We start from the raw sequence: 21714 nt of genomic DNA, 5'->3' as shown, positions 1-21714 counted from the left end.
ATTCATCATGTCTGTCCAGACCGTCGCCACGCCGGGGACCGCACTGCCCGGCGCACTCACTCCAGCACTGCTGCGTCGCCTGACCTCTCGCGTCACCGCGGCCGCCGACGCCGCACGGGTCGCCACCACCGCGCCGTACACCGGCGCCCCACTCGGCGACTTCGGCGTGTCGACGCCCGCCGACGTCGCAGCCGCGTACGTCAAAGCCCGGCGCGCACAACAGGAGTGGGCGTCGACGCCGATCCACGAGCGGGCCGCCGTGCTGCTGCGCTTCCACGATCTCGTGCTCGCCCGCCAGGATCAGGGACTCGACCTGATGCAGGCAGAGAACGGCAAGACCCGCCGCGACGCATTCCTGGAAATCACCGACACCGCGATCACTGCCCGCTACTACGCCCGAACGTCGTCGAAAGTGCTTGCGCCGCAACGTCGTCGGGGTGCGATTCCGTTGCTCACGCACACCACCGAACTGCACCACCCGAAGGGCGTCATCGCCATCGTGTCACCGTGGAATTACCCGCTGTCGATGGCCGCGGGCGACGCGATCGCCGCGTTGATGGCCGGCAACGCGGTTGTGCAGAAGCCGGATACGCAGACCGCGCTGACGGCGCTGTGGGCGCTCGATCTCATGATCGAGGCGGGGCTCCCGGCCGACGTGTGGCAGATGGTCATCGGGCGTGGCAGCTCCATCGGCGACGCATTGATGGCCGGTGCCGATTACATGATGTTCACCGGTTCTACCGCCACCGGACGTCAGATCGCCCGCGATGCAGGCGAACGGCTGATCGGGGCGTCCCTGGAGCTCGGCGGCAAGAATCCGATGCTGGTGCTCGACGACGCCGACCTCGACAAGGCCGCAGCCGGCGCGGTTGCCGCCGCATTCCCGTCGTCGGGGCAGCTCTGCGTCTCGATCGAGCGGATCTACGTCGCCGAATCGGTGCGTGATCGGTTCATCGCGAAGTTCGTCGCGAAGACGAAGGCACTGAAGATCGGCGCCGACTTCGACTACACCGTCGACATCGGCAGTCTCACCAGCACGTCGCAGTTGACGACCGTCCGCACTCACGTCGACGATGCCGTCGCCAAGGGTGCGACGGTTCTCGCCGGCGGCACCGCCCGTCCCGACCTCGGCCCGCTGTTCTACGAGCCCACGATCCTGACCGACGTCACCCCTGACATGACCCTGTTCGAGCACGAGACCTTCGGACCGGTCGTCGCCGTGTACACCTTCACCGACATCGACGACGCCGTCGCACAGGCCAATGCGTCGGTATACGGACTGAACTCCAGCGTATGGACCCGCAACGGTGCGCTCGGCCGGGCCGTCGCGGCTCGCCTGCACACCGGAACCGTCAACGTCAACGAGGCCTTCGCCGCCGCGTGGGGCAGCATCGACGCGCCGATGGGCGGCATGGGCGACTCCGGCCTCGGTCGTCGGCACGGCCGCGACGGGATTCTCAAATACACCGAAGCCCAGACCATCGCTCACCAACGCGGTCTAAGCTTCACACCGCCCGCCGCGGTGCCGTGGCGGCTGTGGGCGCCGACGCTCACCGCGGCATTGCGCGCATGGAAGTTCGCCGGAAAGGGATCGAAATGACCGTCCCCACTACGATGTCGGCGATCGTCGTCGACGATGATCGCAACCTGATCGTCTCCGATACCGAGCCCACGCCGACGCCCGCCGCGGGCGAAGTCCTCGTGCGCGTGGCGGCCGCCGGAATCAATCGGGCCGACCTCATGCAACGCCAGGGCCTCTACCCGCCGCCGCCGGGCATCACCGACATCATGGGGATGGAGATCTCCGGCACGATAGCGGCGCTCGGCGACGGCGTCGACGGTCCCGCAGTCGGCGACCAGGTGTGCGCACTCATCGCCGGTGGCGGCTATGCACAGTATGCGGTGGTGCCCGTCGATCAAGTGCTCCCGATCCCGGCCGGGGTCTCGCTGATCGACGCCGCCGCGCTTCCCGAGGTGGCCAGCACCGTGTGGTCGACGATCGTCATGGACGCCGGACTGACCGCAGGCGAAACGCTCCTGATTCACGGCGGCGGCAGCGGAATCGGCACCCACGCCATTCAGGTCGGCAAGGCGCTCGGCGCGAAAGTCGTTGTGACTGTCGGCTCCGCGGCCAAGGGACAGCGCTGCCTCGATCTCGGCGCCGACGTCGTCATCAACTATCGCGAGCAGGATTTCGCCGTCGAGATGGCCGGGCAGGCCGACGTGATCCTGGACATCATGGGCGGCAGCTATCTGTCGCGCAACGTCGACGCCCTCGCCGTCGGCGGACGTCTGGTGTGCATCGGCATGCAGGGCGGCTTCACCGGCGAGGTCAACGTCGGGGCGCTGATCGCAAAGCGTGCCCGCATCATCGGGCTCAACGTGCGCAATCGCCCGCTCACCGGTCCGGGCTCGAAGGCGGAGATCGTCGCGGCCGTCGCCGCCGATGAATGGCCGCTGGTCGCCGACGGACTCATCCGACCGATCATCTCCACGACCCTGCCGCTCGCCGAGGCCCAGGCCGGGCAAGCCCTGCTCGAATCCGCGGACAGCGTCGGCAAGGTGTTGCTGCTCATCCCCGGAGCGGACGCATGACCGACGTCAACGCTTCGCGCATCGTTGTCTTCGGCGCCACCGGTTATGCCGGTGGGCTGGCGGTCGAGTCCCTGGTTCGACGCGGCGAACGCCCTGTCCTGGCCGGCCGCTCGGCGTCGAAGCTCGCTGAACTCGCGCAGAGCCTCGGCGGGCTCGACTATCAGGTGGCCGACGTCGCCGACCCCGCCGGCGTCGCGGCCCTCGTCAGCGAAGGCGATGTCCTCGTCACCGGCGTCGGACCGTTCGAACGCGTCGGCTGGGCCGCCGCACAGGCTGCCGCCGCGGCCGGTGCGCACTACGTCGATTCCACCGGTGAGGTGGGATTCGTCCGGGAATTGCAGCGACGCTACGACCGACTCGCCCGCGACAACGGCTCGGTAATGCTGCCGGCCTTCGGCTACGACTACATCCCCGGCGTGCTCGCCGGCGAGTTGGCCGCGAAAGACGCTGGGCCGCAGGCACGCTCGATAGACGTCGGGTACTTCGCCACCGGACCGCTGTGGCGTGGACTGAGCCAGGGCACACGCAAAACGGTCGCCGACGGTCTCACCCTGCCGGTCACGATCTTCGCCGACGGCAGGCTGGCGGAGCGCCGTGCGGCACAGAACGTCGTGCGGATGCCGGTGCGCGGGGCGGCGCGCAGCGCCATCCTGGCGTCGGGTACCGAGGTGCTGCAGCTCCCGATTCGGTACCCGCACCTGCGTGATGTGCGGGTGTTCAACGGATGGTTCCCGAGCCTCGCCCGCCCGATGCAGGCGACGTCGGTGCTGTTCAACGGTCTGGCCAAGGTCGCCGTCGGGCGCAAGGCGCTCGACGCCGGGCTGTCGCGCATGTCGGGCCCCGCGGGCGGCCCCGACGAGGCCGAGCGAGCGAAGGTGCGCGGTGTGGCCGTAGCGGTGGCCCGGTCGGCGTCGGGCGCGATACTCGCGCAGGTCGAGGTCGAGGGGCCGTCGCCCTACACGGTGACCGCAGAGCTGATGGCGGTTGCCGCGCAACGCCTTTCGCGCGGTCAAGGAGTGCAGCCGGGCGTAGTGGGTGCGATCGACGGCCTGGGTGCCCGGGCATTCGAAGAGGTATGCGCGGAAGCGGACTTGGGGCGAGTGTAGGTCGGAGCGGTCGCCGCGCCGAGTGCCGACCGCTACAGCGCGCCCACCCGCTCGCCGAGTGCCCATCCGCCAGGTCGGCACGACGCCCCCTCGCTCGCCGAGTGCCGAAGCGAGGAACGAGCTTCGGTGTATCGAGGTGTGGCGAGACGACGTCGGGAGTCGACCACCGCGATTCCCGTTGCCGACGATCCGGATCTAGCGGTCAGGGCCCGACCTTTACGACGCCCGCCCCCAGCAAGCGGATCACCGCCGCTGCGGAGACGACGGAATCGAATCCTGCCTGGCGGTCCTATTCGCATCCTTGCGCGCCCGTCACCGGTCTGCGACGGGTGGTTGCCGCAGATATTCGTCGGGGTGCGGAGGTGTCCGGACGAATGCCGCCGCACCGGCCGCGACGACGGCGGCACCGGCGGCGATGAGCAGTGCGACTCGAGGCCCGCCGCTACCGGTCACCCACCCCATCACGATGCTGCCGATGGGGGTGGTGCCGATGAAGACGAACACCCACAAGGCCATCACTCGACCGCGATACTGCGGTTCGGCGTGCAGCTGTAGCGCCACCGAGGCCAGTGTCACGAAGCAGAATCCGGTGGCCCCGCTGACGGCGAGCAGAATGCACGCGAACACCAGGTTCGGTGCGGCCGCCGTCGCGGCGAGCGCCACACCGAACGCGAGCGAGGCGCCGACGAGGTAAATGCGTCGCGGATGCGGAATCTGGCCCACGGCAAGCGATCCGACCACCGACCCGACGCTGAGCATCACCGACAGCAGGCTGTAGGTGGTACCCGTGCCATGGAAGGTCGACTGGGCGAAGACCGGCAGAATCACCGGAAAGTTGAACGACACCAGCCCGACGAGTGCCATCATCGCCAGCGGCAGCCACAGCTGTTGATGCGCCCGAACGTAACGCAGCCCCTCACCCAGGCCATCCGACGAACCGGCACGAGTCGCCGTGCTCAGCGGTCGGATCATCGCGAGCGCGGCGATCACCGCCAGATACGACACGGTGTTGACCGCGAAGCAGGCGGTGGTCCCGACCGTCGCGATGAGCACTCCGGCAACCGCGGGTCCCACAACCCGGGCGCTGTTCATCACGACTCCGTTGACACTGGCCGCGCTGGCGAGATCGTCGGGCGGGACCAGTTGCGGGACGAATGCCTGCCGCGCAGGCGAATCCACGATCTGCACGACACCGCCGACGACGTTCAGCGCGACCACCGCGACGACACTGACGTAACCCGTCGCTCCCATCACCGTGAGCACTCCGGCCAGACCGCCCTGAATCGTCTGGGTGACGAGCAGTAGTCGACGCAAGTCGAACCGATCAGCCACCACCCCTCCCCAGGGCCCCAGAATCAGCGAGGGCAGACCGCCTACCGCGAGCACGACGCCGAGTGCCGCCGCCGATCCGGTGAGCTGCAGGACGAGCCAGGCGATCGCCGTCTGCTGTACGAAAGTTCCACTGGCGGAGGCGATTTGACCCAAGAAGTACCAGCGGAAGCCCGGATTGCGCAAAGCGTGCAAACCCGACGGGCGCTTGCCTACCGCAATGTCGGCTGCCGCTTCCGGTACCACCGCAACGCCGTCACGGTCCATCTCGCCTCACCTCGCCCGGTTGAGAGTTGTCGACCCGTGACGACCTTAGCCGGGCCATCCGTCGAATGTGCCGACAGAATTGCTTCACAGTCGCGCCTAAGCTTTGTCCACCTACCGTGGTGCTGCCATGGAACCCACACCCCCACGGCGCGTTCGACGTGCCGCACGCCCCACCTCCGGTGACTTGTATCGCCGCGAGCGTGCCGCCGGCCGTGCCTGGGACTTCTCCACCGACCGCCCGGCGAACGTGACGCCGCATGTCGACGAGCCGACGATCCGCTTCCATCCGCCGCATCATTCGGTCGCCGACGCTCCGACGACGCGCATCCCACGCACACGCGCAGCGCTGCCAGATCTTTCCGCGGGCGACAACGCACCGCGACGACGTGCGGGGGCGTCGCGCTCACGACCTCGGGCCGAGACGATCGGCACCGCGCGGCACAGTCCCGGTCGTCGTCGGCTGATCGCGGTCGCTCGTACCGCGTCGGCGGCGGCGGCGGCGGCGCTGCTCGTGGTCACCGCGTTCGCGTGGAACGCCACCACCAAGCTCAGCCAAACGGTCACCTCGTCGAACGCGCTCGCCCACGCGCCGCGCTCGACCGGGTCCGCCGAGAACATCCTGCTGATGGGGCTGGACTCCCGAAAAGACCAGTCGGGCAACGATTTACCAGCCACCATTCTGCAGCAATTGCACGCCGGCGACAGCTCCGACGGCGGCTACAACACCAACACCCTGATCCTCATCCACATCCCCGCCGACCGTAAGAACGTGGTCGCCTTCTCGATACCGCGCGACGACTACGTCGGGATGCACGATCTCGACGTCTCCGACGCCAAGATCAAAGAAGCGTACGGTCGCACCAAAGCCAAGGTCGAACAGCGGATGATCGACAACGGACAGACCGACCAGCAGACACTGGAAACGCAAGGACGCGAGGCCGGCCGCGCCGCCGCGATCCGTGTGGTGCGCGACCTGACCGGAGTTCCGATAGACCGGTTCGCCGAAGTCAGCCTCGTCGGCTTCTACGACGTCGCCAACGCATTGGGCGGGGTCACCGTATGCCTCAACCATCGCGTGCACGATTCCTACTCGGGCGCGTCGTTTCCCGCCGGCCGACAGCAACTTTCGGCGTCGCAAGCCCTCGCCTTCGTCCGGCAGCGTCACGGCCTCGACAACGGGGATCTCGACCGCACCCGTCGCCAGCAGGCCTTCCTCATCTCCGCCCTGCACCAGTTGCAGAATGCGGGCACGCTGACCGATCCGGCGAAACTGCAGGCGCTCACCGACGTCCTGCACCGCGACGTCGTCGTGTCCGACGGCTGGAATCTCGTTCAGTGGGCGCAGGAGATGACCGCGCCGGCCGGTCAGCAGATTCACTTCAGCACTCTGCCCGTCGAGCGCTATGCGACTGTCGAAGGCCAATCGGTCAACATCGTCGACTCCGACGCCATTCGCACACAAGTTCAGCGCGCGTTCGGAGTGCCGTTGACGTCGGCATCGAAGGGTAAGTCGACCGCAACCACGTCGACGAGCGACTCGTCGGCGCAGACACCGGCGACAACAGGTCAGAGCACGGCCTCGCCGACGCCGGCTGTCCAGAATGTGGATCAGGGCACCGCGGTATCCGCCGACGCGGCGGTGCCCTGCGTCGACTGAGGTCGACACCGCTCAACTGTCGCACCCCTCCAGCGTCTTGACCACCGCCCGCGCCTTCTCCACCCAGTCTCGGACCTCCGCGCACGACGCGCCCTCCGGCAATTGCGCCAATCTCAGGGTGAGCGCGTACACGCCGTTTCGGTCGCGGACCGGCACCACGATGGACCCCAAATCGTAGAAACCGTCGTCGGTCAGTTCTTGGACCCGATAATCAACAGCCGTATTCACGAGGGAAGCCCGGATTTCGCGTTCCTGCGCAGGCGTGAGCCGTCCGCCGGAGTACCGGGCCGTCGCGTCGCGGACCGTGTCATAGGCGGATCGCCCCTCCTCGCTGGGCAACAGCGAGTACACGTACCCGTGCTCACGCAGGAACGAAAGTCGCTGGCGATAGATATCCTTGACATCGTCGTCGACGCCGCGCAATCGGTCGACCCATTGTTGCTGCTGACGCTCGGATTGATCAAAGAAGTACGTGTCACCGATCGGCGGCACCATCGGCACCCGCTGCGCGAAATCCGCCTCCCGGTCCACGCCGGGTGCGGTCACCGACAACACGGTTGCAATCTCCTCTTCACTCACGGTGGTGAAAATGCTTGCCTCACAGCCGATGTCATTCGCCAACTGCTCGACAGCCGCACGCGCACTGTGCGCCGAGGTGATCGCGGGCAAGATCTCGTGATCCATTCGCGCCATCAACGATGAACACGCGAAGCTGCCGTAGCCGCCCTGGAAGAAGATCAACGGCGTAACCGAATTGGTGACCGCGAGATCGATCACTTCGCACAGCACGATCCAGTGATCACCCGCGTCGACGGTGTTCCAGATTCGGGTCTCGATCCAGGCGACGGCGTCGACGAGCACCGGATTACCCGTTGGCGACGGATGCCAATCGATGCCGTCGAACTTGTTCTCCCACCGTCGCGCAATGGTCAACACGACATTTTCCTGTTCGCCACCGATGATGTTTATGCACAACGACGAACATTCCTGAAGCTTGGTGAACGTCTTCGATGTCTTCATCGGCATGAACGACACGAGCGGCGGATCGAGGGACACCGAGCTGAAGGTGCCGACAACCAACGCATGCAGCTCGTCGTCGGGGGTGCGCCCCGTCACGACGACGACACCGGTTGGGTAGTGCCCCATGACTTCTCGAAAGACTCGCGAGTCGATCGCCGTCGAACCTGTGGGTGTCATCGTGGAATCTCCTGCCGTTGTTCGCGAGCGCCGATCACCTGGATCCGCCGATCTACCCGCACACCGTAGGTGTTGGTTCCCTACTGCGGTAGAAGGGATTTCCTTACTGTTCACGCGCGTGTCTTACCGGCAGACTCGAAGTTCAGACCACATCACGAGGAGGACTGTGTGAGCGCGGAGTACTGGACTCGATCCATCGGTGAGCAGGCAGCAGCCGTCAACGGCGGAACCGTCTCCGCGGAGGCGCTCGCAACGAGTGTGCGCTCCGAAATCAACCGCAGGGAAAGCGATCTCGCGGCATGGGTGTCGCTGTCGGAGACATATCTCGACGACGCACGACCCACGTCGACCGGCCCTCGTCCGCTGCACGGTATCTCGGTGGGCGTCAAAGATCTAATCGACGTCGCCGGACTCCCGACGCGAGCCGGATCTACCGTCACCGCACCGTCGCCTGCGCAGGCCGACGCTCCCTGTGTCAGCCGGCTACGCGAACTCGGGGCCATCGTCCAGGGCAAAACGGTCACCACCGAGTTCGGCTATTTTGCGCCGGGACCCACTCGCAACCCGCACGATCTGACGCACACGCCCGGCGGGTCGTCGAGCGGATCCGCTGCCGCGGTGGGCGCGGGCACGGTGGCCATCGCATTGGGCACGCAAACCGCGGGATCGCTGACTCGACCCGCATCATATTGTGGCGCAGCGGGATTCGTTTTCGCACACGGAGCAGCCGATGTTGCAGGCATCACCGGCCTCAGTGAGAGCCTGGACTCGCTGGGCATTCTGACGCGGACCGTCGACGACCTGCGGTATGTGTATGCCGCCTTCGCCGATACCTCGTCGACGCCGAAACGTGCTGCGCGCGCACTGCTCTGGAACGGAAGCGGACTGCACGATATCGAGCCCAGCATGGCTGCGTTGCTGGCCGCAATGCCTTCGGTGCTCGCCGACGCCGGGGTCGTCACCGACGACCTCAGCTGGGACGATCACATCCGCACGCTTGCAGGCGACCATGCCACCGTGATGGCGCACGAAGCCGCTCACACTCTCGGCGCGATCTACGACACCTATGCCGCCGAACTCAGCGCCCCGCTGCGGACCCTCGTCGAAACCGGACGGTCGGTGTCTAGCGAGGATTCCGCGGCGGCGCTGTACCGCCGTGAGCTCTCTTCCGCGCTCCTCGAGGACAAACTTGGTGACGACGCCATCATCGTCGGGCCCGCCGCGCCAGGCCCGGCACCGCTCGGGCTCGACGCGACCGGATCGCCGATCTTGAGCAGGCCGTGGCAGTTGCTCGGCTTCCCGGTGGTCGTCGTGCCTGGTGCACGCGGCACCGGCGGACTGCCGATCGGTATCCAACTAGTCGGGCCTCCGGGCGCCGAGATGACGTTGCTTGATCTGGGATCACGTATCGAATCGGTCCTGCGGGCACTCCCCGTTCAATCGGCCTAGGCTCGGAATCGAAAGGCAGGAAGGCACCATGGCAATTCCCACCCGCCCTGTGAATCACCACCGAATGTTCCTCATGTGCTATGAAGACACCTTCGATTACGGCTGGCACCACGTGGACCTCTTCGTGCACGACGAGGAGGGCCGAGAGGTCAATTGGGTGCACTGGACGGTCGAAGCCGATGGACCGGAAGCCGCCGACGCCTCGGTCATGCGTGAAGAACCCCAACTGGCCCGGACAACGCCGTGGGAACACCGAGTCAGCGACTTCGGCATGAATTACTGGGTGGCCGAAGCTTCGTGGGACGAGTCGCGGGCGCAGCCCGGGGTTTCATGACCGCCCCCGCTACGGTCTATGTCGTCGACGACGACCCAGAGCTCTGCGAGTCGGTGGACTGGCTGCTCGACAGTATCGGCATCCACCCGACGATCTGTCACAGCGCCGACGAGTTCCTCGCCGTCTACGACGGCAATCATCCCGCCTGCATCATTCTCGACGTCCGGATGCCGCAGATGAGCGGCACCCGACTCCAGGACCGCCTCAACGAGTACGCGCCACACGTGGCAATCATCTTCGTGTCCGCTCACGGCGATATCCGGATGTCTGTGTCGACACTGCAGAACGGCGCATTGGACTTCCTCGAAAAGCCTTATGACCCACAACGATTGCTCGACGCCGTGCAATCCGGTGTCGACCAGGCAGTCCAGCGGTTCAGCACTTTCGAGAGCAAGCGCGAGATCGAGACGAAGGTTGCAGCGCTGACGCCACGCGAACGGGAGATCCTGGTGCTCGTGGTGGAGGGCCTGCCCAGTCAGAACATCGCCCGGCGGCTGGGCATGAGCGTGAAGACCGTAGACGTCCACCGCGCTCGCATCAAAGCCAAGACCGACGCCGAAAGCATCAGCACGCTGGTCCGTGACGTACTGCGTTTCGATGTGACTGTGCCGCAGGGATAGCCCGCAAGGAGGACTACCCGGTTGGGTCACTCAGCGGCCGCGTGCCGATACGTGCAAGCTCGTTTCGGCACGCGGGTATCGCCAGGTGAGCCACTCAGTAATAGTCCAGAACTAAGTGCTTTCCCGCACAGCGTGATACGCAGACGGCGATCAGTTCGCCTGCTTCCTTCTCCGCCTTGGTCAGCACATTGTCGCGATGCTCCGGAACCCCCGCGAGAACCGTCATCGTGCAGGTTCCACAAATCCCCTCCTGGCACGACGTGTCGATTTCGACGCCGTTCTCGTCGAGAACCTCGACGATGCTCTTGTCGGCGGGGATCTCGTAGATCTCTCCGTCGAGTTCCACCTCGAACGAGTCGTTCTGCACTGCATCGGCCTGTGCCGCGGCATGGAAGCTCTCGAAGTGCACTGCGGCTTCCGCCACGAAGCGCTCTGCCACCGATATTGCTTTGTCCATGAAACCCTCAGGGCCACAGACATATACGTGCGTGTCCGACGGCGCTTTCTCCAGTGCAGTCACGAGCAGCGACTCTTGCTGTTCACGGTCGACGCCGAGGTGGGTGAAGAGCTTCTCCGGGCACCGGTCACGCAGCAACGGCAGGAACGCGGCATCCTCTTCCGTTCGCGAAAAGTAGTGGAGCTCAAAGCTGATACCGTGAACGTCCATGTATCGCGCCATGCTCAGCATCGGGGTGATGCCGATACCGGCCGCGACGAGCACGTGGTGGGTCGCGCTGTCGGCGATCGCCAGCACATTGCGCGGCTCACTGATCTGCAGGATGTCACCCACTGCCAACTCGTGCAGCGCCACCGAGCCGCCACGCGAGTTCTCTTCGCGCTTCACCGCGACGGCGAAGGTGTCACCGTCGTCGGGCCTACTGCACAGCGAATACTGGCGGGTGAGCGACGTCGGGCCGACGACATCGATGTGTGCGCCCGGCGAGTAACGGCCGACCGGAGTGCCGTCGGGCCTGGCGAAGTAGAACGTCTTCACGGTGGATGTCTCTTGCACGATGTCCGAGACGACGACGTCGATGAGTGCCATAGTAGTTCTCCGTGCTGAATGTGGATTGAAAGCTTTTGAGGCCGAATGGATTTCAGCGGACGTAGAGTCCGCCGTTGACGTCCCAGCAAGCGCCGGTGACGAAGAAGGCATCGGATGAGGTCAGCAGAGCGACCATGTCGGCGACGAACGACGCACTGCCCAGCCGACCGACCGGGATACTCGCGATCACCGCACCGAGCCGGTCCGGCGCAACGGTGGCCTTGACGACCGGCAAGTCGTGCGGGCCGGGAGCGATCGCGTTGACAGTGACGCCGCTACCGGCAAGTTCGCGCGCGAAGACTTTTGTGGCGGTGAGGATCGCGCCCTTGGAGGTGGCATAGTGTGCACCGGTGGCGGTGCCGCCGTTCTGCCCGGCGAGCGAGGCCATGTTCACGATCCGGCCGTAACCCTGGTCGGCCATGGCGGCCCCGAAGACCTGGCAGCCGAAGAAGATGCTGTTGACATTGGTAGACAGCACAGTTGTGAACTCGTCTTCAGCCAGAGTCATGAGGTCCGCGGCCTGGGTCCGGGCGGCATTGTTGACGACAATCGTCGGCGCACCCCACGTGGATCGGCAATCCTCCAATGCCGCAACGAAATTGTCGCGGTGCGCGACGTCGAGCAGGACGGCCCGAGCTGTGGAACCGTCAGCGGAGAGCTCGGCGGCGATCTGCTCGGCTGCGTCGAGGGCGAGGTCGGCGAGCACCACGCGATGGCCATCGGCGTGCAGGCGCCGGGCGATGTGGCTGCCCATTCCGCCCGCGGCCCCGGTGACGAGCGCGATGCCAGCCGTTCCTGGCTGTGCGTGTGACATTGCTCAGGCCCTTGCGTCGTCGCGGATGACGAGTTCGCGGCCCATCCGAGCCTCGAGCTTGAAGTAGCGCCACAACGCGTGTTCGCCCACCATGATGGTGCGCAGCAGGTTGCAGGCGGCGGCGACGGTCTGCTGATCGCGCACGTCGGCGAGCACATAGAAGGTCCACGGCCAGCCGTCAGACGGACCGACCATGTGTGCATCGTCGTCGAACGTTCCAACGATGTCGATGCCGTCCATCGAGTTCAGGCTAGACAGGAACTCCATCGTCGCGTCCCACACGGGGCCGATGTCGGACTTGGGCAGATCGAAGAAGTTCTGGTTGTTGCCGACGCAGAACAGAGTACGTAGTGCCATTCGATAACTCCTTGCAAATGGATGGTGAAGTCGTAGCTGTCGTCAGCCGGTCACGGGAAGCTGGGGATGCCGGCTTCGAGCCCGAGCAGCAACGCTCCCGCAGCCTCATAGGTGTTGGTCTGCAACATCGCGTGCTGAGCGGGCACCAGTGCATCCTGCAGGAAGCGCTGCAGCGGATGGGTCTGGTAGATCGCGCCAGTGCCGGCAAGGTCGAAAGCGCGCAACACGACTCGGCGCCCCGCGTGGGCGGCGTGCGTCGCGGCAAGACGAAGCAGCGCCTGCTCTTCGACGCTGATCTCGATGGCGGCGACAGCCTTGGCCCACACGGTGTCGGTGGTGCCGTAGAAGAACGTCTGCGCCGCACGCAGTTCCGCTTCGGCTTCGGCGACGCCGATCTTGTAAGTTGAACGGTTGCCCTTGCTGGCACCGCCGGTGATCGACGTCCGCGACGACCCCACCTCGATGGCATAGTCCAGTGCCCCGCGTGCGGCGCCGAGCGTGACCACCGCAAGCACCTGCGCAGCGTACGCGAGCGCCGGGTAACGGGTCAGCGGCTCGTCGATCTGCGGTTCGCCGCCGCGGACGAAAGTCATCTCGTCGGGTACGAACACTCCGTCGGCGCGTACCGCGTGCGACCCGGTCGCCTTCATACCTGCCACATCCCAGTTCTCGACGATCTCGACGTCGGCTGGATCGACGAGCGCGGTCAGCGGCTTGCCCGCGGTCTGCGGTCCGCCCGCCAGCCCGATGCCGAGAATGTCGGCACCGCGGCATCCGCTGGCGAACTGCCACACGCCAGAACACACGTAGCCGCCGTCGACCTTCTCCGCCTCCTGCATCGGGAACAGACCGCCTGCGTAGGCGAGGTCCGGTCCGGCAGCGTAGATCTTGCGCTGCGTTTCGACGGGCAGGGCCGCGAAGTACACCAGCGACGACCCGAAGCTCGCCACCCAGCCGGTGGCCGGGTCGACCGCCGAGACGCGCTCGACGAGACGCATGAAGTCCGACGGTGCCATCGGCTCACCGCCGAACTGCGCGGGCGTCGAAGCACGATACATTCCGGCCTTCTTCAGAAGTGCAACAAAGTCTTTCGATACGTAGCCCTGCGCGTTGAACTCATCACGACGATCGGCGAGCACGTCGAGGGCGTGGACGAATGCGGCCTCGCGGTCCGGGCCCGCGGGCTCAGCGGACATTCGGTCAGTCACGCTTGGGGTGGTCATGGGAAGTCTCCATTCGATGTGAAATCGCTCCGGTGGGAACACTATTTATCGACGTCGACACCCGCTATCGGGACTTACCGTCCCAGCGGTAAGCAATTCCTTACTTGAGTGCATCCGCATCGTGGACGATTCTCGAGTCATGTTTCCCACCCGTCGCGACATAGAACAGATGATCCTCATCACCGGCACGGGGATTCTGATTCACGAGGCGAGTTCTAAGAACATCTTGTGGGCCAATCCGGCCGCGTGCGACATGTTCGGGTTCAGCGTCGATGAGCTCAAACCGCTCAAAGCCCACCACATGAGTGCGCAGGAACGCCAGTATCGGCGCGAGGTCGGGGTCGCGTGGCTTCAATCGGCGGTCGTCAACGGTTCGAGCCGCAAGAGATGGAAATACCGGGCGAAGGACGGAACCGACTTCCTCACCGACGCCTGTGCGACACTCGTGCACTGCGAGGACGGCCCGGTCGTCATGGTCGAGTTCCGCAACATCGCCGAAGAGGTAGTTCTGGAGCAGGAACTCAGCCGTGTGTCAGAGTCATTGCAGCGCATCATGACTCACACACAGGCCGGGATCGTGGTGCTCGACGACGACAACTGCATCGATGACATCTCCCCGCTCGCCGCACAATTGTTCAGCAGCACGCCCGCCGACCTCGCCGGCATTCATCTCGAAGATCTCGGACCGTGCGAACCACGACTGTCCGACGAAAACGTCGTCGCCCGCCTCAACGGTGGCGTGGGGTCCGTCCGGATCTCCCAAGAACTCACGAATGCCGACGGCACCACGATCTGGCTTGCCGGTGAACTCGAGATCGTCGCGCACGACGGCATCCGATCGCGGGTGCTCACCGTGCGCGACGTGACCGAACGCGTTGAATGGGAACGGCGCAACGCCTACCAGGAGGCTCACCTGCAGTATTTGAGTCGCTATAACGCGATGGGTGACATGGCGATGATGCTGGCGCATGAGTTGGGCCAGCCGCTCGCAGCCTCGGCCAACTACCTCAGCGGACTCAAGACGCGCCTTACCGCCGACACCGTGGATCGGCGCAGTCTGGGGTATGGCATCGACCAGATCGAGAAGCAGCTGCAGCGCGCCGCCGGCATCGTCCAGTCGGTGAAGCGATACGTACGGCGCATCGAAAGCACCGCCGCGGTCATGGATCTCAACGAAACCGTCGCCGAAAGTCTGTATTTCGTCCGGCTGCGCGCCGCCGACCATGGCATCCGCGTATTCGCCGACGTCCCTGAACGGGATCTGCTGATCGAGGGTGAAAGTGTCCTCATCGGCCAGGTGATCATCAATCTGTGCGTCAACGCCCTTGACGAAATCATCCGGCCCACAACAGAAGTCAAGGAACTTGCGGTGCAGAGCGGCGAGGCGGATGGCACCGCGTTCATCCTGATCCGCGATCAGGGACGCGGGATGGCCGGCGGTCCCGGCAACCGGTTGGCCCATGGAGCCTTCTCATCGAAGCAGGACGGCTCGGGTATCGGGCTGATCATCTCCGAGCACATCGTCGAACGGCACGGCGGCACTATCGAATACCTGCCGAACACGCCGCGCGGCACGTCGGTGCGCCTGGCATTTCCATTGGTGGACAGCGTGATCGGCCCGGCCAATCGGTAAAGGATTCTCTACACGAGCGTTGTCAAGTTCGCCTGGTGGTCGGACTTCCAGCTGGATAGCGTTGGCAGACACCGGCATTCCGCATACGCGGTCACCCGACGACCGGTGACGTTATCCGCTTCCACCGAGGAGTATCCAACCCATGATCGACATCTCTGCGCTGCACACCGGACTCTTCATCGGCGGTGAATGGCGCACCGCGCGCGAATCGTTCGTGACGCTCAATCCGGCCACCGGACAACCGATTACGGAGCTCGTCGCGGCCGACGGATCTGACGTCGATGCCGCGGTCGATGCCGCCAACGATGCCTTCCGGGGCGAGTGGGGCGCCCTCGCACCGTCACGAAAGGGCGTGTTGATCAACAAGCTCGCCGACCTTGTCGAGCGCGACGTCGACACACTCGCCGCATTGGAATCGCTCGACATGGGCCGCCCCGTGGGTGCCGGCGTCGCACTGATGGTTCCGAACCTAGTCGGTACCCTGCGGTATTACGCGGGCTGGGCCGACAAGATCAACGGCGAACAGATCGCCACCGACGGCTACCTGGGAAGCCCCATCCAGCAGCACGCGTACACCCGGCGCGAGCCGCTGGGCGTCGTCGGCGCCATCGTCCCGTGGAATGCCCCGCTGATGATTCTGGGATGGAAGCTAGGCCCCGCACTGGCCGCCGGCAATACGGTCATCATCAAGCCGGCCGAGGACGCGTCATTGGCTATCCTGCACCTCGCCGGCCTGGTAGCCGAAGCTGGTTTCCCGCCGGGCACGGTGAACGTCGTGACCGGCATCGGCAAGGTCACCGGCGAGGCCATGTCGCTGCACGAGGGTATTAAGAAGATCTCGTTCACCGGCTCGACCGAGACTGGTCGCGCGATACTGCGCAACTCCGCAACCAACTTCAAGCGCACCGCGTTGGAACTCGGCGGGAAAGCTCCTCAGATCATCTTCGACGACGCGAATCTCGAAGCGGCAGTGCAGGGCTGCGCGATGGGTCTGTTCTTCAACCAGGGCGAAGTGTGCGCGGCGGGCACCCGCATCATCGCACATCGCACGGTCTACGACGCAGTCCTCGACGGACTCGGTGGCGCAGCCGCCGCGCAGGTGATCGGCGACCCGTTCGACGCAGCGACCACGATGGGTCCGCTGGTCAACGAACGTCAGCGCGACCGCGTCGTCGGGTACTTGCAGAAGGGCGCCGACGAAGGCGCGGGAGTGGTCGCGGGCGGCAGCGCACCTGATCGGCCGGGATTCTTCGTCGAGCCGACGGTGTTCGCCGGCACCAACGACATGACCGTCGCCCGCGAAGAGATCTTCGGTCCCGTCGGCGTCGTGATTCCGTTCGACACCGACGACGAGGCCGTCGCGCTCGCCAACAACAACCAGTATGGACTGTCGGCGACTGTCTGGACCAGCGACGTGTCTCGGGCACACAGTATTTCCGCCCGCGTCGAGGCCGGCGCCATCGGCGTCAACGGCTGGTCCCCCCTTGCACCGCAACTCCCCTGGGGCGGTGTGAAGGCCAGCGGAATCGGCCGAGAACTCGGCTACGAAGGAATCCTGGCCTATACCGAGACCAAGACGGTGACCGTGATCCTGTGATCTGAGGTACTGCCGCTGACGGTGAATCCCACTGCAATGCAGTTGGATTCACCGTCTTGAGCTATGCCGGAAACACGTGCATCCGGCCTCGGAGATGTGTGGCACGCCCCTCCCGCTTGTCCAGCGCCGTCGGGCGAGTACGTAGCTGACGCCGAGCAGACAGCACAAACGCCCGTGGTGATTTCTCGCCACGGGCGTCGTGCACTCACACCTACAGCAGGAAGCCAGCTGCGGGCACTTCGTCGTTGCCGTTGATTAGTCGGATGACCTTTTGCAGGATGCGATCCGACATCGCCGACTCGCCGAGTCGGACGATGTAGTCGACGTTGGCTGCCCAGATGTCATGGCGCCCACGTTTATATGCGATCAGCGTCTGGCCGACGCGCAGTTGCACCACGTCGTCGGTGACATCAGACGGCACCACACGACTGACGGTACGGACAGTCCGCGCCGAGTCTACCGCGGCGATCGCGTAGCCCTCAGTCATGCGGGTCACGCGCATCCGGCGCATAGTGGCGTCGTCGTAGACCATGTTCAGGGTGTTCGCGAAGTCGGTGGTGTCCGGGTCGATGGGGATGATGTAGAGCGCCTCGTCGAGGTAGAGCTTCTCCCATTCCGTGTAGTCCTTGTGGTCGAGCAGCTCAGCTTCTCGGGCGATGAGATCGAGCGCGCGGCCAACCCGCGGGTCGTCGGTGCCGACCGTCGACACCGGCAGCAGCCGTGCCTCGGTGATCGGTGCCCAGGCCCCCGGTTTCGGCTTGCGGGCGGCGGGTGCGGTGGTCGCCTCAGACATCGCTCATCATCTCCTTCCACTTTGTGTATGCCGATCGCATACCTGTCTCGTCGGTGACATGTGAGGTAGGCCAACCCTGTTCGGCCCGCGTTTCACGACCGATTCCGCGGTTGACCATGATCGGCAGGTCGGGACCGCCGATTGCGCCCCGCTGCACCCGGTCCCAGCCCTCGGCGTCGTCGGGTGTGCCGAATCCGAATGGCCCCTGGAAGTGCTCGTGGACGCGCATGCGTTCGCGATTCACCGGGTCGACGATCTCCGGCGGGCCGTCAGGTCCGAGCGCAACGTGTTCGATGTAGGTCTCGTCGACGGAGATCGGCCTGAGCACGCGAAGGAACGAGATCGACATCGAGACATTGGGGAACAGGTTCAAGTTGAAGCCGGTGCCGTGCATCGCGCGGACCAGTCGGCGAACCTGCGCTTCTGACAATCCCTGCGACTTCAGTTCTGCGACAAGATCATTGAAGCGTTCCTGCAACGGCTCGCTGCCGTCGTCGGCGTCGAGATCGGAGTGTTCGGGCACCATCTGCGCCACTGAGTGACCGTTGCCGAGGTCGTGGGTGGTGGCGGCGGGATCGTTCATGAAACTCATCATGTCGGCGGTCTCGGAGTCGACCGACGCCATCCACGAACGGTGCACGATCGGGAAATGGTAGCCGTCGGTGGTGTTCTCCAACTGGATCTTCCAGTTTCCGTGAAACTTGAATCGGTGTGTGCCAAGGACTTTCAGCGGATAGCCACCGCCCTGCTTGAAGAAGCGGTCCATCCATGGCTTCGCGTCACCCAGGAAGTCCTCCAGCGGCTCGGCATCGTCGTCGAAGGTCGCGAAGACCATGCCGCAGTACGCCTCGGTGCGCAGTTTGCGCAGGCCCATGCCGTCCTTGGTCATGACACCCTCGTAGCCCTCGGGATACGGTATTCCGCGCAGTTTTCCGTCAAGGCTGTACGACCACGCGTGGTACGGGCAGGTGAATCCGTTGGCCTTGCCGGTGCGTTGTTCGCAAACGCTCGCACCGCGATGTCGGCAGCGATTGAGTAGCGTGTTGATCGCGCCCCTTCGGTCGCGCACGACGATCACCGGCTGCCGCCCGACGTGAGTGCTCTTGAAATTGCCTGCTGCGGGGATCTCGCTTTCGTGTGCGACCCAGACCCAGGTTCGCTCGAAGATGTCTTTGATCTCGCGTTCGAAGATATCGGGGTCGATGTACATCCGGCCGGCCACCTTACTCGGCTGGACCAGGTCGGACGGCGCGAGGTCGTAGATGTTGTCGGGGGTGAAATCGATGCTCATCACGGCTCCAGAACTGCGGGTCGTCGAATCGCGCGAGGCCCGGCGAAACCCGGTTGACGCGAGTCGAGGACGATCGGTGTGTCGCCTCAAACAGTATGAGCGCGCGCAGGCATCGCCAATCAGCAATCACTTCCGTGTTCCTAGGTGATTCCTTTAGGCACAGGCCTAGCCGCAGCGACCTTCAGCGGCGAGGATCCGATCGAGTAGCGCGACCTGGGCCCCGCGCGACGCGGCATCAGAGTCCAAGACCGCGGTGATCTGCAGGCCGATTATCGCGGTCATCAGCAGTTCGACTCCCCTGTCGACATCGGTCGGTGGAAGTTCATGCGCGGCAATGGCTTCGGTCCAATGTCGGCGCATGATGGCCTTCCACTGCCCGACGGCATCGTTGTTGATCCGCTTCATCACCGGGTCATTCATAGCGCGTTGCCATAACGACACCGCGATGCGCGCCTCCAATGCAGCCGACGACGTCAGCGGCATGATCTCGAAGCAGACCTTGCGCAGCGCGGCCCGACCGTGCGACGACCCGACCGACGCGTCGATGCGACGGTTCGTTTCGACCAGGACGTGTTCGAAGGCGCTGCGCAGGATCTCGTCCTTTCCGCCGAAGTAGTGACTGAGTGCCCCGTTGGTGTAGCCCGCGGCCGCAGCAAGATCACGCATGTTCACACCGTCAATGCCGCGCTCGGCGATCAGCCGCCACGCCGCTTCGACGATGGTCGTGCGTCGTTCCGCATGGTTTACCAGTTTTGGCACGTCGTCCTCCCGGTCAGTCGCGGCGCCGGGCGCTAAAGGAATTCCGCATAGCCGCCGCTCTCTGGTCACAGTAGCGTTCATCAGACGCCATGGTTCTACACGTGTTGAATCACAGACCGTGGTCTCCCAAGCCACGAGATCGTGTGAAGCGTCGAATCGGACGCTTCGGAAGAGGTCGATCATGATCGATAGCCCCACCACCCCAACAACATCTGACGGCGGTTCGTCGCTGCGCGGCTCGATCGGCGTCGCAGGCATCGTGTTTCTGGTAATCGCCGCTGCGGCACCGCTCACCGCGGTCGCCGGGTCACTGCCGGTCATGATCGCGATCGGCAACGGCGCCGGCGCGCCGATGGCCTACATCATTGCCGCCGTGGTTCTGCTGATCTTCAGTGTCGGATATGCCGCCATGAGCGGTTCAGTCACCGATACCGGCGCCTTCTACGCCTACGTCCGCAAGGGTCTCGGACGATCCGCGGGCCTCGGAGGTGCCGGATTGGCGCTGCTCGCCTACACGACGATTCAGGCTGCGATCTACGGTCTCGCGGCGTCGACGCTGCAGGGTGTTGTGGTGAAATTCGGCGGGCCGGACCTGCCGTGGTGGCTGTGGGCCGGCGTCCTCATGGCGATCGTCGGGGTGCTCGGATATCGCAGCATCGACCTCGGCGCCAAGGTTCTCGGCGTGCTGCTCGTCGCGGAGATCGCGTTGATCGTGGCACTGTCGGTCGGCGTGCTGATCAAGGGCGGCGCCCACGGAATCGACTTCGTGTCGTTCACCCCGCACGCCTTCTTCTCCGGCTCCCCGGGTATCGCGCTGATGTTCGCCATCGGATCTTTCGTCGGCTTCGAGGCTACGGCCATCTACGGTGAGGAAGCGAAGAATCCCAAACGTACCGTTCCGATCGCCACGTACGTCGCCGTCATCACCATCGGTGTGCTCTACGCTGTGGCCAGTTGGGCCGTCGTCCTGGCCTTCGGCAGTGACAAGGTCGCCGAGGCTGCCCAGTCGGATACCGCTGACCTCACCTTCACCGCGGCTACCAAGTTCCTCGGCAGCGTCGCCTCCGACATCATGATGGTGATGCTGGTGACCAGCCTCTTCGCCGCCCTGCTCGCGTTCCACAACGCGATCGCCCGCTACATCTTCGCGTTGTCGCGCACCGGCTTCGCCCCGAAGCGGCTGATGAACGTCCACCCCAAGCACGGTTCCCCGCACGAAGGCTCGATCCTGCAGACGATCAGCGCATTCATTCTGGTCGGTGCGTTCGCCGTGGCCAACGCCGACCCCGTACTGCAGCTGTTCACCTGGATGGCCGGCGTCGCCATCGTCGCCATCCTCGCGCTGATGGTCCTCACCAGCGTTGCGATCATCGCCTACTTCCGGCGCACCGATTCGGACAACCGGTGGTGGCACACCAAGATCGCGCCTGCGCTTGGCACCATCGGGCTGGTCGGGATCACGGCACTGGTGATCGCCAACTTCACCACCCTGATCGGCGGCTCTCGCGTCCTGTCCGTCGTCTTCCTCGTGGTGATCGCCGTGGTGTTCGTCGGCGGCGTCGTCGGGGCCCGCCTGGTAGCCGACCGTCAGCTCGACCGCGGGGCGCGCACTCAGCACAGCCCCCTCGCGTGAGCCTATCCACCGTCG

At 65.0% G+C, this 21714-nt stretch carries 19 protein-coding genes; 10 read left to right on the top strand and 9 right to left on the bottom strand.

Annotated features, from left to right (window positions below; translation table 11 throughout):
- Positions 1-7 precede the first annotated feature (7 nt).
- From HH308_RS17705 to HH308_RS17695, 3 genes are read left to right on the top strand one after another with little or no spacing between them, the layout of a single operon-like run.
- A complete protein-coding gene (locus HH308_RS17705) occupies positions 8-1600 on the top strand; it encodes a succinic semialdehyde dehydrogenase (RefSeq protein WP_170195554.1) in 1593 nt (530 codons plus the stop codon).
- Positions 1601-1614: 14 nt separating this feature from the next.
- Positions 1615-2595, top strand: coding sequence for an NAD(P)H-quinone oxidoreductase (locus HH308_RS17700; protein ID WP_170195600.1), 981 nt, complete (start codon positions 1615-1617; stop codon positions 2593-2595).
- Positions 2592-3701: a saccharopine dehydrogenase family protein gene (locus HH308_RS17695; RefSeq protein WP_170195553.1), complete on the top strand. Its 1110-nt coding sequence runs from the start codon at positions 2592-2594 to the stop codon at positions 3699-3701. The genes HH308_RS17700 and HH308_RS17695 overlap by 4 nt, the downstream gene beginning before the upstream one ends.
- Positions 3702-4013: 312 nt before the next feature.
- Here HH308_RS17695 and HH308_RS17690 read toward each other — a convergent pair whose 3' ends face one another.
- Positions 4014-5297: an MFS transporter gene (locus tag HH308_RS17690; RefSeq protein WP_170195552.1), complete on the bottom strand. Its 1284-nt coding sequence runs from the start codon at positions 5295-5297 to the stop codon at positions 4014-4016.
- Positions 5298-5424: 127 nt separating this feature from the next.
- Between HH308_RS17690 and HH308_RS17685 the strand changes: the two genes are divergently transcribed.
- The gene (locus HH308_RS17685) at positions 5425-6954 is read left to right on the top strand and encodes an LCP family protein (RefSeq protein ID WP_170195551.1); all 1530 of its coding nucleotides are present in this window, start codon (positions 5425-5427) and stop codon (positions 6952-6954) included.
- Between the two features lie 12 nt (positions 6955-6966).
- Here the strand turns inward: HH308_RS17685 and HH308_RS17680 are convergent, their stop codons facing one another.
- Positions 6967-8151: a flavin reductase family protein gene (locus HH308_RS17680; RefSeq protein WP_246284682.1), complete on the bottom strand. Its 1185-nt coding sequence runs from the start codon at positions 8149-8151 to the stop codon at positions 6967-6969.
- Between the two features lie 168 nt (positions 8152-8319).
- On the opposite strand from HH308_RS17680, the gene HH308_RS17675 reads away from it, so the two are divergent.
- From HH308_RS17675 to HH308_RS17665, 3 genes are read left to right on the top strand one after another with little or no spacing between them, the layout of a single operon-like run.
- Complete coding sequence (locus HH308_RS17675; RefSeq protein ID WP_170195550.1) at positions 8320-9600, top strand: amidase; 1281 nt, start codon at positions 8320-8322, stop codon at positions 9598-9600.
- Between the two features lie 28 nt (positions 9601-9628).
- Positions 9629-9934 carry a hypothetical protein gene (locus HH308_RS17670; RefSeq protein ID WP_170195549.1) on the top strand — a complete coding sequence of 102 codons (306 nt, stop codon included), beginning with the start codon at positions 9629-9631 and terminating at the stop codon, positions 9932-9934.
- Positions 9931-10554 carry a response regulator transcription factor gene (locus HH308_RS17665; protein WP_170195548.1) on the top strand — a complete coding sequence of 208 codons (624 nt, stop codon included), beginning with the start codon at positions 9931-9933 and terminating at the stop codon, positions 10552-10554. The genes HH308_RS17670 and HH308_RS17665 overlap by 4 nt, the downstream gene beginning before the upstream one ends.
- A 94-nt stretch (positions 10555-10648) precedes the next feature.
- On the opposite strand, the gene HH308_RS17660 is transcribed toward HH308_RS17665, so the two are convergent.
- From HH308_RS17660 to HH308_RS17645, 4 genes are read right to left on the bottom strand one after another with little or no spacing between them, the layout of a single operon-like run.
- Positions 10649-11599, bottom strand: a complete 951-nt coding sequence (locus HH308_RS17660) for a PDR/VanB family oxidoreductase (RefSeq protein ID WP_170195547.1) — start codon at positions 11597-11599, stop codon at positions 10649-10651.
- Positions 11600-11651: 52 nt separating this feature from the next.
- Positions 11652-12413: an SDR family NAD(P)-dependent oxidoreductase gene (locus HH308_RS17655; RefSeq protein ID WP_170195546.1), complete on the bottom strand. Its 762-nt coding sequence runs from the start codon at positions 12411-12413 to the stop codon at positions 11652-11654.
- 3 nt (positions 12414-12416) lie between these two features.
- Positions 12417-12770 carry a hypothetical protein gene (locus HH308_RS17650; RefSeq protein WP_170195545.1) on the bottom strand — a complete coding sequence of 118 codons (354 nt, stop codon included), beginning with the start codon at positions 12768-12770 and terminating at the stop codon, positions 12417-12419.
- A 50-nt stretch (positions 12771-12820) separates the two neighbouring features.
- On the bottom strand, positions 12821-13993 hold the full coding sequence (locus HH308_RS17645) for an acyl-CoA dehydrogenase family protein (protein WP_170195544.1): 1173 nt from the start codon (positions 13991-13993) through the stop codon (positions 12821-12823).
- Positions 13994-14132: 139 nt separating this feature from the next.
- Here HH308_RS17645 and HH308_RS17640 point away from each other — a divergent pair, with 139 nt between their 5' ends.
- The gene (locus tag HH308_RS17640; protein ID WP_170195543.1) at positions 14133-15626 is read left to right on the top strand and encodes a PAS domain S-box protein; all 1494 of its coding nucleotides are present in this window, start codon (positions 14133-14135) and stop codon (positions 15624-15626) included.
- A 142-nt stretch (positions 15627-15768) separates the two neighbouring features.
- Positions 15769-17223: an aldehyde dehydrogenase family protein gene (locus HH308_RS17635; RefSeq protein ID WP_170195542.1), complete on the top strand. Its 1455-nt coding sequence runs from the start codon at positions 15769-15771 to the stop codon at positions 17221-17223.
- Between the two features lie 211 nt (positions 17224-17434).
- On the opposite strand, the gene HH308_RS17630 is transcribed toward HH308_RS17635, so the two are convergent.
- From HH308_RS17630 to HH308_RS17620, 3 genes are all read right to left on the bottom strand, one after another.
- Positions 17435-18016, bottom strand: a complete 582-nt coding sequence (locus HH308_RS17630) for an aromatic-ring-hydroxylating dioxygenase subunit beta (protein ID WP_170195541.1) — start codon at positions 18014-18016, stop codon at positions 17435-17437.
- The gene (locus HH308_RS17625; RefSeq protein WP_170195540.1) at positions 18009-19307 is read right to left on the bottom strand and encodes an aromatic ring-hydroxylating oxygenase subunit alpha; all 1299 of its coding nucleotides are present in this window, start codon (positions 19305-19307) and stop codon (positions 18009-18011) included. The genes HH308_RS17630 and HH308_RS17625 overlap by 8 nt, the downstream gene beginning before the upstream one ends.
- A gap of 165 nt (positions 19308-19472) precedes the next feature.
- On the bottom strand, positions 19473-20249 hold the full coding sequence (locus HH308_RS17620; protein WP_246284681.1) for a TetR/AcrR family transcriptional regulator: 777 nt from the start codon (positions 20247-20249) through the stop codon (positions 19473-19475).
- On the opposite strand from HH308_RS17620, the gene HH308_RS17615 reads away from it, so the two are divergent.
- Positions 20248-21699: an APC family permease gene (locus HH308_RS17615; RefSeq protein ID WP_170195539.1), complete on the top strand. Its 1452-nt coding sequence runs from the start codon at positions 20248-20250 to the stop codon at positions 21697-21699. The genes HH308_RS17620 and HH308_RS17615 overlap by 2 nt on opposite strands.
- Positions 21700-21714: the final 15 nt, after the last annotated feature.

It is taken from the genome of Gordonia asplenii (assembly GCF_012933505.1).
Taxonomy (GTDB): Bacteria; Actinomycetota; Actinomycetes; order Mycobacteriales; family Mycobacteriaceae; genus Gordonia; species Gordonia asplenii.
The sequence above is the reverse complement of the archived record's forward strand: the minus strand, read 5'-3'. Positions and strand labels throughout refer to the sequence as shown.

Bases quoted from the DNA above. Each gene is read 5' to 3' on its own strand.
- HH308_RS17705 (WP_170195554.1), top strand. From the start codon at position 8: ATGTCTGTCCAGACCGTCGCCACGCCGGGGACCGCACTGCCCGGCGCA.
- HH308_RS17665 (WP_170195548.1), top strand. From the start codon at position 9,931: ATGACCGCCCCCGCTACGGTCTATGTCGTCGACGACGACCCAGAGCTC.
- HH308_RS17640 (WP_170195543.1), top strand. From the start codon at position 14,133: ATGTTTCCCACCCGTCGCGACATAGAACAGATGATCCTCATCACCGGC.
- HH308_RS17695 (WP_170195553.1), top strand. From the start codon at position 2,592: ATGACCGACGTCAACGCTTCGCGCATCGTTGTCTTCGGCGCCACCGGT.
- HH308_RS17635 (WP_170195542.1), top strand. From the start codon at position 15,769: ATGATCGACATCTCTGCGCTGCACACCGGACTCTTCATCGGCGGTGAA.
- HH308_RS17615 (WP_170195539.1), top strand. From the start codon at position 20,248: ATGATCGATAGCCCCACCACCCCAACAACATCTGACGGCGGTTCGTCG.
- HH308_RS17620 (WP_246284681.1), bottom strand. From the start codon at position 20,249: ATGATCGACCTCTTCCGAAGCGTCCGATTCGACGCTTCACACGATCTC.
- HH308_RS17655 (WP_170195546.1), bottom strand. From the start codon at position 12,413: ATGTCACACGCACAGCCAGGAACGGCTGGCATCGCGCTCGTCACCGGG.
- HH308_RS17680 (WP_246284682.1), bottom strand. From the start codon at position 8,151: ATGACACCCACAGGTTCGACGGCGATCGACTCGCGAGTCTTTCGAGAA.
- HH308_RS17650 (WP_170195545.1), bottom strand. From the start codon at position 12,770: ATGGCACTACGTACTCTGTTCTGCGTCGGCAACAACCAGAACTTCTTC.
- HH308_RS17685 (WP_170195551.1), top strand. From the start codon at position 5,425: ATGGAACCCACACCCCCACGGCGCGTTCGACGTGCCGCACGCCCCACC.
- HH308_RS17670 (WP_170195549.1), top strand. From the start codon at position 9,629: ATGGCAATTCCCACCCGCCCTGTGAATCACCACCGAATGTTCCTCATG.
- HH308_RS17625 (WP_170195540.1), bottom strand. From the start codon at position 19,307: ATGAGCATCGATTTCACCCCCGACAACATCTACGACCTCGCGCCGTCC.
- HH308_RS17660 (WP_170195547.1), bottom strand. From the start codon at position 11,599: ATGGCACTCATCGACGTCGTCGTCTCGGACATCGTGCAAGAGACATCC.
- HH308_RS17630 (WP_170195541.1), bottom strand. From the start codon at position 18,016: ATGTCTGAGGCGACCACCGCACCCGCCGCCCGCAAGCCGAAACCGGGG.
- HH308_RS17700 (WP_170195600.1), top strand. From the start codon at position 1,615: ATGTCGGCGATCGTCGTCGACGATGATCGCAACCTGATCGTCTCCGAT.
- HH308_RS17645 (WP_170195544.1), bottom strand. From the start codon at position 13,993: ATGACCACCCCAAGCGTGACTGACCGAATGTCCGCTGAGCCCGCGGGC.
- HH308_RS17690 (WP_170195552.1), bottom strand. From the start codon at position 5,297: ATGGACCGTGACGGCGTTGCGGTGGTACCGGAAGCGGCAGCCGACATT.